13 protein-coding genes and 3 tRNA genes are annotated in these 13,994 nt (G+C 47.9%); 7 read left to right on the plus strand and 9 right to left on the minus strand.

Translation table 11 applies throughout. From position 1 onward, the window contains the following. Positions 1-22 precede the first annotated feature (22 nt). The 4 genes from clpX to ACN5NT_RS07250 all read right to left on the minus strand — a co-directional run bounded on the left by clpX (position 23) and on the right by ACN5NT_RS07250 (position 3,632). Positions 23-1,291, minus strand: coding sequence for an ATP-dependent Clp protease ATP-binding subunit ClpX (gene clpX / locus ACN5NT_RS07235; protein WP_136799703.1), 1,269 nt, complete (start codon positions 1,289-1,291; stop codon positions 23-25). A gap of 1 nt (position 1,292) precedes the next feature. After that, positions 1,293-1,895, minus strand: coding sequence for an ATP-dependent Clp endopeptidase proteolytic subunit ClpP (gene clpP / locus ACN5NT_RS07240; RefSeq protein WP_136799702.1), 603 nt, complete (start codon positions 1,893-1,895; stop codon positions 1,293-1,295). A 163-nt stretch (positions 1,896-2,058) separates the two neighbouring features. Further along, complete coding sequence (gene tig / locus ACN5NT_RS07245; RefSeq protein ID WP_136799701.1) at positions 2,059-3,384, minus strand: trigger factor; 1,326 nt, start codon at positions 3,382-3,384, stop codon at positions 2,059-2,061. A gap of 163 nt (positions 3,385-3,547) precedes the next feature. Continuing rightward, positions 3,548-3,632 (minus strand) — tRNA-Leu (locus tag ACN5NT_RS07250). A 369-nt stretch (positions 3,633-4,001) separates the two neighbouring features. On the opposite strand from ACN5NT_RS07250, the gene ACN5NT_RS07255 reads away from it, so the two are divergent. The 5 genes from ACN5NT_RS07255 to ACN5NT_RS07275 all read left to right on the plus strand — a co-directional run bounded on the left by ACN5NT_RS07255 (position 4,002) and on the right by ACN5NT_RS07275 (position 8,051). Further along, positions 4,002-4,862, plus strand: coding sequence for a thioredoxin domain-containing protein (locus ACN5NT_RS07255; RefSeq protein WP_136799700.1), 861 nt, complete (start codon positions 4,002-4,004; stop codon positions 4,860-4,862). Between the two features lie 24 nt (positions 4,863-4,886). Then, the gene (locus tag ACN5NT_RS07260) at positions 4,887-5,849 is read left to right on the plus strand and encodes a PhoH family protein (protein ID WP_136799699.1); all 963 of its coding nucleotides are present in this window, start codon (positions 4,887-4,889) and stop codon (positions 5,847-5,849) included. 104 nt (positions 5,850-5,953) lie between these two features. After that, positions 5,954-7,153 (plus strand): pyridoxine 5'-phosphate synthase, encoded by a 1,200-nt coding sequence (locus tag ACN5NT_RS07265; protein ID WP_136799698.1) that lies wholly within the window; start codon positions 5,954-5,956, stop codon positions 7,151-7,153. Positions 7,154-7,322: 169 nt separating this feature from the next. Beyond that, positions 7,323-7,410 (plus strand) — tRNA-Leu (locus ACN5NT_RS07270). Positions 7,411-7,841: 431 nt separating this feature from the next. After that, the gene (locus ACN5NT_RS07275; RefSeq protein ID WP_136799225.1) at positions 7,842-8,051 is read left to right on the plus strand and encodes a hypothetical protein; all 210 of its coding nucleotides are present in this window, start codon (positions 7,842-7,844) and stop codon (positions 8,049-8,051) included. A 75-nt stretch (positions 8,052-8,126) separates the two neighbouring features. On the opposite strand, the gene ACN5NT_RS07280 is transcribed toward ACN5NT_RS07275, so the two are convergent. Next, positions 8,127-8,202: transfer RNA gene (locus tag ACN5NT_RS07280), tRNA-Thr, on the minus strand. Positions 8,203-8,344: 142 nt separating this feature from the next. Between ACN5NT_RS07280 and ACN5NT_RS07285 the strand changes: the two genes are divergently transcribed. Together ACN5NT_RS07285 and ACN5NT_RS07290 are read left to right on the plus strand one after the other, a co-directional pair. Then, complete coding sequence (locus ACN5NT_RS07285) at positions 8,345-9,832, plus strand: hypothetical protein (RefSeq protein WP_419174983.1); 1,488 nt, start codon at positions 8,345-8,347, stop codon at positions 9,830-9,832. A gap of 70 nt (positions 9,833-9,902) precedes the next feature. After that, a complete protein-coding gene (locus tag ACN5NT_RS07290) occupies positions 9,903-10,721 on the plus strand; it encodes a septal ring lytic transglycosylase RlpA family protein (protein ID WP_419174984.1) in 819 nt (272 codons plus the stop codon). A 53-nt stretch (positions 10,722-10,774) separates the two neighbouring features. Here ACN5NT_RS07290 and ACN5NT_RS07295 read toward each other — a convergent pair whose 3' ends face one another. The 4 genes from ACN5NT_RS07295 to ACN5NT_RS07310 all read right to left on the minus strand — a co-directional run bounded on the left by ACN5NT_RS07295 (position 10,775) and on the right by ACN5NT_RS07310 (position 13,993). Beyond that, the gene (locus tag ACN5NT_RS07295) at positions 10,775-11,428 is read right to left on the minus strand and encodes a phosphoribosylanthranilate isomerase (protein ID WP_419174985.1); all 654 of its coding nucleotides are present in this window, start codon (positions 11,426-11,428) and stop codon (positions 10,775-10,777) included. Positions 11,429-11,458: 30 nt separating this feature from the next. Further along, on the minus strand, positions 11,459-12,232 hold the full coding sequence (gene trpC / locus ACN5NT_RS07300; protein WP_136799221.1) for an indole-3-glycerol phosphate synthase TrpC: 774 nt from the start codon (positions 12,230-12,232) through the stop codon (positions 11,459-11,461). A gap of 54 nt (positions 12,233-12,286) precedes the next feature. Beyond that, a complete protein-coding gene (gene trpD / locus ACN5NT_RS07305; RefSeq protein WP_136799220.1) occupies positions 12,287-13,318 on the minus strand; it encodes an anthranilate phosphoribosyltransferase in 1,032 nt (343 codons plus the stop codon). 75 nt (positions 13,319-13,393) lie between these two features. Further along, the gene (locus ACN5NT_RS07310; RefSeq protein WP_136799219.1) at positions 13,394-13,993 is read right to left on the minus strand and encodes an anthranilate synthase component II; all 600 of its coding nucleotides are present in this window, start codon (positions 13,991-13,993) and stop codon (positions 13,394-13,396) included. Position 13,994: the final 1 nt, after the last annotated feature.

Consider the following 13,994-nt stretch of genomic DNA (forward strand, 5'->3'; position numbering starts at 1 on the left):
GCAAATGATGCCGGGCGTAAAATCAGGCTGTTTTCAACGAATCTTCGGGTGCATTCTGATACAGAACAACAGGATACTCACCATCAACGATTACCTGCTCAGAAATTACACATTCCTGAACGTTTTCTTTAGATGGCAAGTCGTACATAACATCCAGCATAGCCTCTTCCATTACAGAACGCAAACCACGTGCCCCTGATTTACGTTCGAGAGCCTTGCGCGCAATCGCCAGCAACGCCCCTTCTGTAAATCTCAGCTGAATACCTTCGAACTCGAAAAGCTTCTGGTATTGTTTGGTGAGAGCGTTCTTCGGCTCACGGAGGATACGCACCAGATCTTCTTCATGAAGTTCTTTCATGGTGGCAATAACAGGCAGACGCCCTACCAGCTCAGGAATAAGACCGAACTTTAGCAGATCCTCCGGCTGAACTGACGCCAGCAATTCGCCCAGGTCCTTCTTGTTCTCAGACATGACCTTGGCACCGAAGCCGATCGACTTTCTGCCTTCACGACGCTTCACTACCATATCGAGGCCAACAAACGCACCACCAACAATAAAGAGGATATTGGTGGTATCAATTTTCACCAACTCCTGCTGAGGGTGCTTGCGACCACCTTTGGGCGGAATCGAAGCAACGGTGCCCTCGATGATCTTCAGCAGTGCCTGTTGCACGCCCTCACCGGAAACGTCACGGGTAAGCGATGGACTGTCGGACTTCCTGGCAATCTTATCGATCTCATCGATATAAATGATCCCCCGCTCTGCCCGCTCGATATCGTAATCTGCAGACTGTAACAGGTTCACAAGGATATTTTCCACATCATCCCCAACATACCCGGCCTCTGTCAAAGTAGTGGCATCGGCCATGCAGAAAGGAACGTTAAGAATCTTGGCGAGAGTCTGGGCTACCAGGGTCTTGCCGGACCCGGTCGGGCCAATCAGGATGATGTTGGATTTTTGAAGTTCGACGGAATCGTCAGTTACTGGAGCGTCAATGCGCTTATAGTGGTTGTGCACAGCGACGGAGAGCACTTTCTTGGCGTAATCCTGTCCTATCACATAATCATTGAGATAGTCATGAATTTCCTTGGGCTTCAGCGAAGCGGCCATGGCTTCCTCACCAGGCTCCTCACCTCCATCACCCTCTTCATTGACGATCTCATTGCACAGTTCAATGCACTCATCACAGATGTAGACATCCGGACCAGCTATAAGCTTTTCAACTTCTTCCTGGCTTTTTCCGCAAAACGAGCAGTTACATTCAGGCTCGTTATTGTCAATATCGGCCATATTATTCTTCCTTATCTAAAACATCACGATTTACGATAACTTTATCAATTATACCATACTCCCTAGCTTCCACGGCACTCATAAAGTTATCCCGCTCTGTATCGAGAGAAATTTTCTCGACATCATGTCCGGTATGGTGGGCAAGAATCTTATTCAAATCTTCACGCATCCGGAGAATTTCCCTGGCGTGAATATCAATATCAGTAGCCTGCCCCTGAAAACCACCCATCGGCTGGTGAATCATAATGCGTGAATTGGGAAGCGAGTAACGCTTGCCAGCAGCACCGGCAGCAAGTAGCAAGGCACCCATCGAGGCCGCCTGGCCAAGACAGAGGGTTGCGATGTCACATTTAACATATTGCATGGTGTCATAAATCGCCATGCCTGAAGTTACGGAACCACCGGGAGAATTGATATAAAAAGTTACATCTTTCTCGGGATCCTCAGCCTCCAAGAACAGTAGCTGAGCAATAATAACATTGGCCACGTCGTCATTGACTGCTGAACCAAGAAAGACGATGCGTTCTTTCAGCAGACGGGAGTAGATGTCATATGCTCGTTCTCCTCGAGGACTCTGCTCAACTACCATAGGGACTAGATTCATATCGTCACACTCCTAAAATGGGACGACTGCAACGGGCACACGCCGGTTGCAGTCGTCTATGATTATTTATAAGATCCGACGGTGATACTTATAAGTTCACTATGCAGATCAAATATATATCCATTCCCGACATAATGCCAGGAGGCTGTTAACATTCTTTAGCTTATTCAGCCTTTTCCTCGCCCTCTGATTCAGCTGGAACTGGCTTTTCTGCAACCATTTCTGCGTTGTCGCGGAGGAAATGAAGAATCTTTTCGTTCAGCAGTTCATTCATGAATGGGAGAAGATCGTCACGGCTCTGGAAAAATTCCTTAACCTTTGCAACCGGCATGTTGTACTGATCACCGATACGCTGGAAACCGCGCTCGAGATCTTCATCTTCAACTTTGATAGACTCGGTCTCACCAATTTTCTTGAGAATGAAATCGCCACGAACACGCTTGGTGGCAACCTCTGAATTCTGCTCAGCCAGTTTCTCCTTGGAGAGACCTGCTGCCTCAAGACTTACCCCAGCCTGCTCAAGCTGCTGCTCAGTCTGCTTGATCATCTGCTCAATCTCGAAAGCAACCAATCTGTTCGGTACCTCGAAGTCATGGCTTTCGAGCAGTTTTTGCATGATTCTGTCGGTTACTACACCATCGTTTGCTTCTTCACGCTCTTTAATTTTGCGCTCGCTGATTGAAGCCTTCAGTGCATCCAGTGTCTCAAAGTTCTCGCTTACATCTTTAGCGAACTCATCGTTGAGCTCTGCGAGGACACGTTCTTTCACATCTTTAACGTTGATCTTGAACTCAACGGTCTTGCCTTTGAGAACCGGGTTTGGATGAGACTCGGGGAAATCCACCTCGTGGGTCGCCTCTTCACCCTTCTTCATGCCGATTAGCTTGGCCTCGAATTCTTCTCCCATCCGGCCTGAACCGACATCGACAGAGTAGTCTTCGTTTTTAACCTGCTTCATGGCTTCGCCGTCATGGTAGCCCTGGAAGTCTACCACAACAACATCACCTTTTTCGATCGCACGATCTTCAACAGAACGCAGAACAGCCATCTCTTTCTGCAGAGATTCGAGTTCAAGCTGCACTTCTTCATCTGTTACGAGAGCTTCAGGCTTCTCAATCTCGAGACCTTTGTACTCACCAAGCTCAAACTCAGGGCGGACATCGACGTTGGCGGAATAGGTGAAAGAACCGTCTTCGTTGTAATTTACACTGGTGATCTCAGGATGGGTAACAGCGTCGACATTCTCTTTTTCAATCACATCGAAGTAGGTTTCCTGAACAAGCTTTTCGCCAATCTCACCTTCAACCTGTGGTTTGTAATTCTTGATGACGATGGAGCGAGGTACCTTGCCGCGTCTGAAACCCTTCATCTTGGAATCTTTTTTCAGCTTGTCATACTCCGCGTTCAGTCTCGGCTGAACGTCGCTCTCCGGGATAGTTACTGTTACTTTTTTGGTCAGAGTACCGACACTTTCAATGTTTACTTCCATCTGAGTTTTCCTTTTTTTGAGTTCCCTATAGTCCATCAGCCACAGCATGCGTACGCGCCCGATCATTTCACCGGAGTTGAACTACGCCGCACGTTGATTCTATGACTGTCTGGATTTTTGTTGTGCCGGGGTGAAATGTAGAACGTTCATCGTGTCAGATCAGTGGTGCGAGAGGGGGGAGTCGAACCCCCACACCGTAAGGCGCCAGATCCTAAGTCTGGTGCGTCTACCAATTCCGCCACCCTCGCAAGTCCTGATCGTACTCCAACAATTTCGGCACGAACATATATTTCTAACCACTTTCCCCCAAACAATAAATCTCCTGAAGAGATAAGAGGAAATTAATTAACTTTAACCAAGTTCTTGTAATTCACATCACAGCCCCAGTCAAGACTCTAAAGCAGTCTTAACGAGCCCAAGTGCGAAAAAGATGCTATAAATACCATTTCGTGCGATCAGTTTCCAGAGTTTTTTCAAGTTGAGGTAACGATTACATGTTTGAATAGGCGATTTTCACACAGTGTGTTTGATTTATTTGTAAAAACGCTTAACATTGGCATAAGTCAGTTCTTCAGGACATTTCATTAGATCATCACCATAATATTATAGAGGTGCTTATGTTGCGCAAAACTTCCCTACTGGCCTGTACCGCCCTTCTCCTTTCCCTGCCACTCACAGCAAACGCTATTCAGAACACCGGAAAAAGCAACAAGCTTGAGTGGAAAGTGGTTGAGAATGTTCAGTTAGCAGGTAAACCGCTTGATTTCGCCCAGTCACTTGACGGAAAGCTAACGTACGTGCTGGATGATAAACATAATGTGGTGATTTACGACTACAAAGGCGATGAGCTAGGTACCATCCCGGCCGGAGAGGGAGTGACAGGCATTGACATTTCCGCAACCGGCGACTGGCTCTACCTTGTGGACACCTCCGCCAACACATTCACCAGAGTGAGCTTAAACTTTGTTCAGGAAATTGACATTACAGATTCCCCGTTTAAGGGTAATGCCGATGCGCCAGTTACCATGGTCATCTTCACAGACTTTGAATGCCCATACTGCAAGAAGCTCGAACCTGTATTGAACAAAGTTTTTGAGGCCAACAAAGACAATATTAAGCTTGTTTTTAAGAACATGCCACTCAGCTTCCACAAAATGGCTGAGCCAGCACACCGCGCTGTTATGGCGGCTGATCTGCAGGGTAAATTCTGGGAGTTTCACGACAAACTGTTTGCCGCACCGAAACTCTCTAATCAGCTCATTACCGATATCGCCGGTGGCCTTGGTCTCGACATGGAGAAGTTCGAAAAAGATATGAACTCTGGCCAGGTTCGCCAGAAAATTCAAAAAGACCTCAGTGACGCCAAACGTGCCGAGGTAACAGGAACACCAACCGTATTTATCAATGGACGTAGAGTTTCCGACAGATCGGTGCAGGCTTTCCAGAACATGATCAACGAAGAGCTTGTCGCCAAATAGCAAGCTTACATAAACAGTAACTTGATGAGTAAACAACAATTTAGCCAGGTTCTGGAGTTTGACGACAATCAGATAGCCATGAACCTCTTTGGAGATCTCAACAGGAATCTCCATATCATTGAGAACAGTTCCGGCGTGAAAATCAGCGCCCGTGGCAATAACCTGAACATCAGTGGCTTCCAGCACGATGTGGAAATAGCATCGGAACTGCTTTCTCAGCTCTATGAACTGATAGGCAAAGGGTATCCTGTCTACAGCTCAGATTTCGCTTTCGGTCTGCGTATTCTGGAATCCACTCCGAAGGCCAGGCTCGATAAGATATTTTTAGACAAGGTGTATGTCACCACCCAGAATCGGGTGATTTCTCCTAAAACAAAAAACCAAAAGATCTACATAGATGCCATTCGGGATAATGACATTGTCTTCGGCATTGGCCCCGCCGGTACCGGGAAGACCTACCTGGCTGTAGCCATGGCTGCCTCAGCTCTCGTCACCGGCCAGGTACGCTCGATCATTCTCACCAGACCGGCAGTGGAAGCTGGTGAAAAGCTAGGATTTCTGCCTGGCGACCTGGCACAGAAAGTCAACCCGTATCTGCGTCCGCTTCATGACGCGCTCAACGATATGGTCGGTGCAGAAAAGTGCCAGGACCTCGTTGAGCGAGGTGTTATCGAGATAGCACCTCTGGCTTTCATGCGCGGCCGAACCCTAAGTAATGCTTTTATTATTCTAGATGAAGCCCAGAACACGACCCGTGAACAGATGAAAATGTTTCTTACCAGGGTAGGTTTTGATTCCTGCGCTGTTATTACCGGTGACATTACCCAGGTTGACCTGCCGGTCAAACAGCACTCTGGCCTGGTGGAAGCGAAAAAACTTCTCAAAAACATTGAAGGGATCAGGTTTTGCACTTTCTCTAAGGCCGACGTGGTCCGTCACCCGCTGGTGCAGAAAATAATTCAAGCCTACGAAACGGATGAAGATTGATTTATCTTTCCTTATTCCGGTAAGATTGAAGGGATGAGAACCGTACTTGAGGTTCTCTTCCCTTTTTAATTTCAGAATTCATCATATAATCCCGACATCCTATCATGCCCGTAGATATCTCTACCCAGTACACACTGCCATCGTTCCCTGTTAATATTGAGAAACTGAAACGCAGGACTCAATGGTTCATGAACCAATTGGAGGTCAACGGACATTCCGTTTCCATACTGCTCATAGACGATGAAGAAATGAGCAGATTCAACAATCAGTATCGTGGTAAAGAAGGACCTACCAACGTTCTCTCTTTTCCTTTATTCGAAGCCACCGAGGAATCTCCCTTCTCAGAATTGCCCATTGATGAGCTGGGAGATATCATTATCTCCCTCGACACTGCCCTTCGTGAAGCTCATGAACTAGACCAGCCTTTTCCTTTCCGCCTGAACTGGCTTATCGTTCACGGATTGCTTCACCTGCTGGGTATGGATCATGAACGAAGCGAGCAGGAAGCTCTTGAGATGTATGATAAAGAGCAGGAGTTACTTTCCCGATTTGAACACTACAGGAGAAATCAAATGACGCATCTTGCAATTAACGTCGATCACATTGCAACAATTCGCCAGGCACGGGGAACCACCGAACCAGACCCGGTAACAGCCGCCGCAATGTGTGAGCTCGCCGGCGCTGAAGGTATCGTTATCCACCTGCGCGAAGATCGTCGCCACATCCAGGATCGCGATGTACATATTCTTCGCAAAACCATTAAAACCAAGATGAACCTTGAAATGGGCGCCACTAAAGAGATGATCGGTATCGCCCTGGAAGTAATTCCTGATCTTGTCACTCTGGTACCGGAAAAACGTCAGGAACTGACTACCGAGGGTGGTCTTGATGTAATAGGTCAGAAAAAGAAAATTGCTAAAGCAATAGAGAAGCTTGGCCAGGCAGGAATACCCGTCTCTCTTTTCGTCGACCCCGACCTTGAACAGATCCGTACCAGTCATGAAATTGGTGCGACCTTCGTGGAGATACATACCGGCAGATATTGCGATGCCGAGACCGAAGCTGAACAGGAGCAGGAGTTCCAACTCATTGCAGATTCCGCCAATGAAGCCTACCAGTTAGGTTTGCGAGTCAATGCAGGTCACGGGCTGGATTACCGTAACACGGCAAGGATTGCCGAACTGGATACCATCGAGGAACTTTCCATCGGTCACTCGATTATTAGCCGCGCAGCCTATGTTGGCATTGATCAGGCCGTTCGGGAAATGCTTGCCATTATTCAGCAAGCCAAAAACTCATTGTAGGAACTATTTTCAAGTTATTGAATCGTAAGCTCAACGAGATGCTTCAGACACTCTTTCAGTTCAACTTATTGACAACAGCATCAGCGTCGGTCAATATTTGGTAAAACGTTACTAATAGCGCGATTGCGATTGACAAGCTTCCAAAAATTATGTTATTAGAAACGACCTTGCCTGGGTGGTGGAACTGGTAGACACCCGAGACTTAAAATCTCGTGGGCCTTGCGCCCGTGCGAGTTCGATTCTCGCCCTAGGCACCAGGAACTCAGAAGCCGTAGAACTTGATTTTCAAGCTCTACGGCTTTTTTATTTTCAGCCATTACCAGACAATTTTCTCAAAATTGATCATCCGTTCATTTCAGATCACCAAACGTGCCTGTTCAGCTTTGGCTATTCAGCGACATTGCAGAAACCCATCGTCCGTCATACTCCAATCCCTATAAAACACTTCGAAGGGATTCGATGACTCCAGACAATTCACCTGAATTCTTCGTAAAGATGCTGATATTCAAGGTTGTATTCATTTTTTGCATATCATGTAACTTGTTGGTTTTAAAATTAATCTCTCAAAAACAACACAAACCCAACACAAACAACGTATTTATACCTATTTACAGGACATATCCTAACATTTAAGATGTGCTGTACCGCTGCTCAAACCAGGATCAAGTAACTCGAATGGAATATTTTCTTGCTTGAAGAAAAGAAGATGCAGACTAAAAAATCGAAAAAAGCAAAAGGTACAACTAAGGGCCGCCGAAATCGTGCTGCTGTAAGAGGGGAGAAATTCAACTTCACCCCCAACATGCGCTTTGTTGTCGTACGCAATCAGCGCAATCCATGGCTGGATGAGCTTTACGAGACGCCACCGAATCTGGCAAGTCTTCCTGTTTTCAATTGATCAATCCCTGGATACTGTAAATTTAGAAACGACAAAGCCCCTTCCCGGAAACCGGAAAGGGGCTTGTTGTATTTCTGGAGCCAGCAAGGAGAATCGAACTCCTGACCTACGCTTTACGAGAGCGCCGCTCTACCAACTGAGCTATGCTGGCACATTGAGAAGCCTATATATCAGGTAATCATTGAAAGTTCAACTATTATACAATATAAAATGGCCTTATCAGAGGAGCTTTCTTACCTTGATATTTTCGAATGTAATTCCATCAACTTAACAATAAACAGGTAGCAATTGTAATGATATTTTTCTGCAAAAATCACGTCCACCCCTGCCTGCTATGCCTTGGGATAGTCGTACTTGTTGCAATTTCCGGCTGCGTGGAAGAAAAAAAACATCCGGAATCTACCTGTCTAGCATGTCATGAAGCAATGGCCGACTCTTCGCATCAGATGTCATGCACTGTCTGCCATCAGGGAAATGCCGAATCATCTGAAATTGCCGAGGCGCATGTCAACCTTATTGCCCAGCCTGCTCATCCGGACAATATCTCGACAATATGCGCAGAATGCCACCGGGAGCAAGCCGATTCCCTGCCCCAGTCACTTCATTATACCCAAAAAAATCTCGTGAACCTTGTCAGGAAAGGTTTCGGGGCGAAAGAGGATATCCCCAATCTTTTAGAGATCCCTGTTATTGAAAACCCAGAAACACCGCTTGAACTCTCCGAGGATCTTCTTCGCAGGCGCTGTCTGCGATGCCACCTTTTTTCTTCTGGTGATGAGTACAGCGCCACAAAACACGGCACCGGCTGCGCTGCATGTCATCTCAACTATCAAGATGGAGAGCTCTCCTCTCATGCCTTCAGTGCCACTCCCCAGGATACTGCCTGCCTCTCCTGTCATTATGGAAACCGGGTTGGTTTCGACTACTATGGCCGATTCGAGCATGACTTCAATCACGAATACCGCACCCCGTACAGCGCCGCTGATTTTACAGACAGGCCATACGGGGTGGATTACCATGATCTTGCTGCCGACGTTCACCAACGACGTGGAATGCTCTGTGTAGACTGCCATGGTGCTGAACTGATGACGAGCTACGGTAGTGACCTCCCCAACACCATGAGCAAGCCTGAAGCAAAAACATGCAGCTCCTGCCATGAAAAGACTTTGCTCGAAATGGAGCTGCCTTCCGGGGTCACCCCAACGCCTGATGGCTACTCCTTCACTTCCAAAAGCGGTTCTTCCCATGCGCTACCGGTGATGAAAAACCGGGCCCATGAGATATACCAGGCAGTCTCCTGCCAGGTGTGTCACGCACAATGGAGTTTTAATGACACTGGCACCAACTTGCTGCGCTCCGATCTTGACGACTACTATAGCTGGGACCGGCTCACAGTCCAGGGCAGTAAAGAGGTGGAAACCCTGCTCGAACATAACCTTGACTATGATAAAGATGAATTACCACCTGAAATGTCGGATAAAATAACAGGCGATATGAGGCTCGGCATATGGTATAAAGGTTTTGTAATGCGCCGCTGGGAGGAACCGCTACTCGGTCGAGCGGATGACGGCACAATTCAGGTTGTCCGTCCAAAACTTGATATTTCTCTCTCCTGGATAGATGAAGACGAGGAGGTTCATTTTGACAGCATCCCGTCTCTTGCTCCAAATCAGGGAAAGGTTCCTTACACACCTCATACCACTGGGCCTGCCGGCATCTACTACGAACAACGACTCAGGGATTTTCTCCGTTCCGAAGAAGCTTCCCAGGACAGCAAATAAACTTGGACTGCTTTTGCCTTTGCGAAGCGTTTACCGCTTATATTCATCGTTTTAAGCTGACAAAAAAATTATGCCTCACACTCTGACCTTTAGACAAACGACGATTAGGGTAGTTCGCAAGCCGCTCGCCAACCGTTTTTCGTACAGTGCAATTGTATTTCTGACAGTCCTGCTTTTACTCGGTGGCTGTTCCAAGAGCAATTACCCGGTCAGCAGCCCCGGCGCGAACACCAACTCCGGCAACGAACCTACCCAGCGTCCCTATACCATAAAAAACATTACCTACTACCCAATACCCCACGCTCATGGTTTTACTGAACGGGGGGTAGCTTCCTGGTATGGCAAAAAATTCCACGGCAGAACTACCTCCAACGGCGAGCGTTACGATATGTATGCCATGACTGCGGCTCACAAGACCTTACCGATGGGGACTATGTTGCTCGTCAAAAATCTGGAGAATGGCAAAGAAACTATCGTGCGGGTAAATGACAGGGGACCTTTTGTCCGTGGCAGGATCATCGACCTCAGCTATACTGCAGCCAACAAGTTGGATATCGTGCAGCACGGACTTGCCAAAGTACAGATTGTAGCCCTTGCGGACACCACTCAACTTGCCGCCTCAGCTTCTGGCAAAAAGCCACTGCCAGACCTGTACCACGGCGAGTTTTATGTGCAGATCGGCTCATTCAGCCGACGGGACAACGCCTTGAGGTTAATGAAGAGATTTACGGACGCAGGTCATAGCGCCTTGATTAAAACGCATCAGGGCCTGGACAGGATTTACTACAGAGTTCACGTTTACGCCGGCAACGAGCTGTCCATAGCAAAAAGAGCCGAAGCCGCGCTTATCCAGCACGGCTACAACGGTGCTTTCCTGGTCGCCAGATAACATCTATTCAGCAACCAGATAGCACTATGTTGTGAAAAAACGTATTCCGTTAATTACACAGCAAGATCGGTGGAAATCACCTGTTTCACCAGGGCCTCGAGTTTATCAATATTTTTCCTGCCCGGTTCACGCTCGACCCCTGAGTTCACATCAACTGCAAATGGTCGCACCGCACGGATAGCATCGCTGATATTTTCTGGGGTGAGTCCTCCAGCCAGGATAACCGGGAGTTTAAGATCAAGCGACTCGATCATTGCCCAGTCAAAAGTCTTGCCTGTCCCTCCTTCCTGCCCCTCGACAAAGGTATCGAGCAGGAACCCTTTCACGATATCCTGATAAGGTGCAAAATCCTCAGCTTTGCTGGAAGAACCCACCCGTATCGCCTTAATCAGCATGCAGGGATTCGCATTCTGGGCAAGCTTGGCGCAATACTCCGCATCTTCGCTGCCATGCAACTGCACATGGGTTAATCCGCAATAATCGATTATCTCCTCAATCTCTACAGGGTCTTTGTCTACAAAAACCCCGACTATATGGATAAAGGGGGGCAGATCAGCCACAATCTCCTTGGCATCTTCCGGTGAGATGTAACGGGGGCTGCTCTCGGCAAAAATAAAACCGATTGCATCCACTCCCAGATTGATTGCTGCTATTGCGTCATCGGCATTGGTAATGCCACAGACCTTTATCCTCGTTCTACTGTGCATTATTGATCCTATCATTCGGAAGGAGAACAATTATTTTCGTAATTCTTGCAGTAATGTGCCCGAACTGCCTGCCCGCATCAGCGATTCACCGATAAGGGCTGCGGCTATTCCTGCTTCTTCTAGTGCCTCTATGTCTTCTCTGGTTTTCAATCCTGACTCACTGACGACTGGAATGTCGGCAGGTACCAGCTTCTTCAACCTGAGGGTGGTGCCCAGATCCATGGAAAAATCATTCAGATTTCTGTTGTTCACACCCAATAGCGAACATCCTGCTGCCAAGGCTTTATCCAGCTCGGCCTCATCGTGTACCTCCACCAGACTGTCCATACCATACTCAAGAGCCTGGGCCTGATAGTCCCGCAGCTGCGACTCATCGAGAATCGCTGCTATAAGCAGGATAGCATCGGCCCCATGGCGGTGTGCCTCTTCTATCTGCAACGGATCAATGATGAAATCTTTTCGTATCACCGGCAGGTTCACCGCCTGGCGAATCTGCATCAAATATTTGAGACTCCCCTGAAAAAAGTCGACATCAGTCAGGACAGATATTGCCTGAGCGCCAAGTAGCTGATAATTCTCGGCGATTTTTACAGGATTAAAATTATGGCTGATGACTCCTTTGGAGGGAGACGCTTTTTTCACTTCAGCGATAATAGACACTCCAGGGTAATCGACCAGAGCTCTGACAAACCCTCTGGGAGGTGATATTTCTGAATCTACAAAGTCAGCTGGCAATGAGATACCATTTTTTTTCAGTATCTCTACTTCTTCCCGCTTTCTCTCAACTATTTTATCTAAAATCATTTTCGTCAATCCAAGGCTATGCTTATTCGAACTTGTTCAACTGATTTACAGCTACTATTTCGTACAGTATGCAACAAGCCCGTCCAGTTTGGCCAGCGCCTTTCCACTGTCTATCAGTTCCTCTGCCATGGTTACTCCATCCTTGAGGTCGGTAACCTTGCCAGCCACCAGCAAGGCTCCTGCGGCATTCAGTAATACCATGTCACGCTTCGGTCCCTTTTCCCCGGCCAGAATATCCCGGACCTGTGTAGCAGATTCCTCTGCGCTTTCGCCACCTTGCAATTCGACCATAGTCGCCCGCCTCAAACCGAGATCTTCTGGCTCTACAGTATAGTTTTCCACTTTGCCGTCCCTGCCATCAGCTACGTAGGTAGTACCGGTTGTGGTCATCTCATCCAGGTTACCTTCACCCCAGACAACCAGGGTCCTCTTCATCCCGAGTCGCACCAGGACCTCAGCCAGGATTGTGGTGAGTTCTTTATCAAAGACACCTGTCAACTGGACATTCGCACCTGCCGGATTCGTCATTGGCCCCAGAATATTAAAGATAGTGCGGATACCGATTTCACGGCGGGGACCGATAGCATGCTTCATTGCCCCATGCAGCATTGGCGCAAACAAAAAGCCTATGCCAACCTGTTTTACGCAGTCAGCAACCTGATCCGCTTTCATGGTCAGGTCGACCCCAAGCGCCTCAAGGACATCAGCACTACCACATTTTGAGGACACGGCACGGTTGCCATGCTTGGCCACAGGAACATCGGCCGCAGCAACAACAAAGGAGGTAGTGGTCGAGACATTGAAAGTACCTGCACCATCACCACCTGTACCGACTATATCCATGAGCAATTCGCCATCTTCAGTCTGAACACCGGTATCGACAAAAGTCGCTTTATCGCGCATAACCCGCACGGCACCGACGATCTCATCGATAGTCTCACCCTTCATCCGCAAGGCTGTAATGAATGAACCCACCTGGGCGGAGGTTGCCTCTCCGCTCATGATAATATTCATCACATCCCGCATTTCTGCCTCACTGAGATCTCCCCGCTTCACTACCCGGTCTATAGCCGCTTTGATATCCATCTTTTCCCTGCTCCCAATGCTTACTGTGCCGTCGAGACCAACGGCCTCTCCTGCATCCCTTTATTGTTTTGCTGATTACATCAATTCCGGATAGTCTGGATCCATGAAATTTTTAAGCAATTGTATACCCGCCGGCGTCATAATCGATTCCGGATGAAACTGCACACCCTCAAGGGGCAGCTTTTTGTGTCGAATCCCCATCAACTCGCCTTCATCTGTCCGACACGTTATTTCAAAGCATTCAGGCAAAGTCTCTTCCTCAACGATCAATGAATGGTAACGCATGCCGTCAAATGGATTCGGCAACCCACGGAAAACACCTCTACCGTCGTGATGCATCGGGCTGGTTTTTCCATGCATAATTCGGGCAGCACGGATGGTTCTGCCACCGAACGCCTCACCCATGGACTGATGTCCGAGACATACCCCCAATACCGGGAGATTGCCGGCAAAATACTTTATTGCCTCAATCGAAATACCAGCCTCCTGCGGAGTGCAGGGGCCTGGAGAGATCAATAACCGCCGGGGCTTTAACTGTTCGATCTCCTTTATACTGATCTTGTCGTTGCGATAGACCCGAATTTCTTCATTCCTCCCTTCAGCCCTGACATTCCCTGCGATGGTCTGGACGATGTTATAGGTGAAGGAGTCGTAATTATCTATAATGACTAGCATG

The organism is Desulfosediminicola sp., from assembly GCF_048381775.1.
Taxonomy (GTDB): Bacteria; Desulfobacterota; Desulfobulbia; order Desulfobulbales; family Desulfocapsaceae; genus Desulfopila; species Desulfopila ganghwensis.

Excerpts from the sequence above, each read along its gene's own strand:
- clpX (WP_136799703.1), bottom strand. The coding sequence starts at position 1,291 with ATGGCCGATATTGACAATAACGAGCCTGAATGTAACTGCTCGTTTTGC.
- clpP (WP_136799702.1), bottom strand. The coding sequence starts at position 1,895 with ATGAATCTAGTCCCTATGGTAGTTGAGCAGAGTCCTCGAGGAGAACGA.
- tig (WP_136799701.1), bottom strand. The coding sequence starts at position 3,384 with ATGGAAGTAAACATTGAAAGTGTCGGTACTCTGACCAAAAAAGTAACA.
- ACN5NT_RS07255 (WP_136799700.1), top strand. The coding sequence starts at position 4,002 with ATGTTGCGCAAAACTTCCCTACTGGCCTGTACCGCCCTTCTCCTTTCC.
- ACN5NT_RS07260 (WP_136799699.1), top strand. The coding sequence starts at position 4,887 with ATGAGTAAACAACAATTTAGCCAGGTTCTGGAGTTTGACGACAATCAG.
- ACN5NT_RS07265 (WP_136799698.1), top strand. The coding sequence starts at position 5,954 with ATGCCCGTAGATATCTCTACCCAGTACACACTGCCATCGTTCCCTGTT.
- ACN5NT_RS07285 (WP_419174983.1), top strand. The coding sequence starts at position 8,345 with ATGATATTTTTCTGCAAAAATCACGTCCACCCCTGCCTGCTATGCCTT.
- ACN5NT_RS07290 (WP_419174984.1), top strand. The coding sequence starts at position 9,903 with ATGCCTCACACTCTGACCTTTAGACAAACGACGATTAGGGTAGTTCGC.
- ACN5NT_RS07295 (WP_419174985.1), bottom strand. The coding sequence starts at position 11,428 with ATGCACAGTAGAACGAGGATAAAGGTCTGTGGCATTACCAATGCCGAT.
- trpC (WP_136799221.1), bottom strand. The coding sequence starts at position 12,232 with ATGATTTTAGATAAAATAGTTGAGAGAAAGCGGGAAGAAGTAGAGATA.
- trpD (WP_136799220.1), bottom strand. The coding sequence starts at position 13,318 with ATGGATATCAAAGCGGCTATAGACCGGGTAGTGAAGCGGGGAGATCTC.
- ACN5NT_RS07310 (WP_136799219.1), bottom strand. The coding sequence starts at position 13,993 with ATGCTAGTCATTATAGATAATTACGACTCCTTCACCTATAACATCGTC.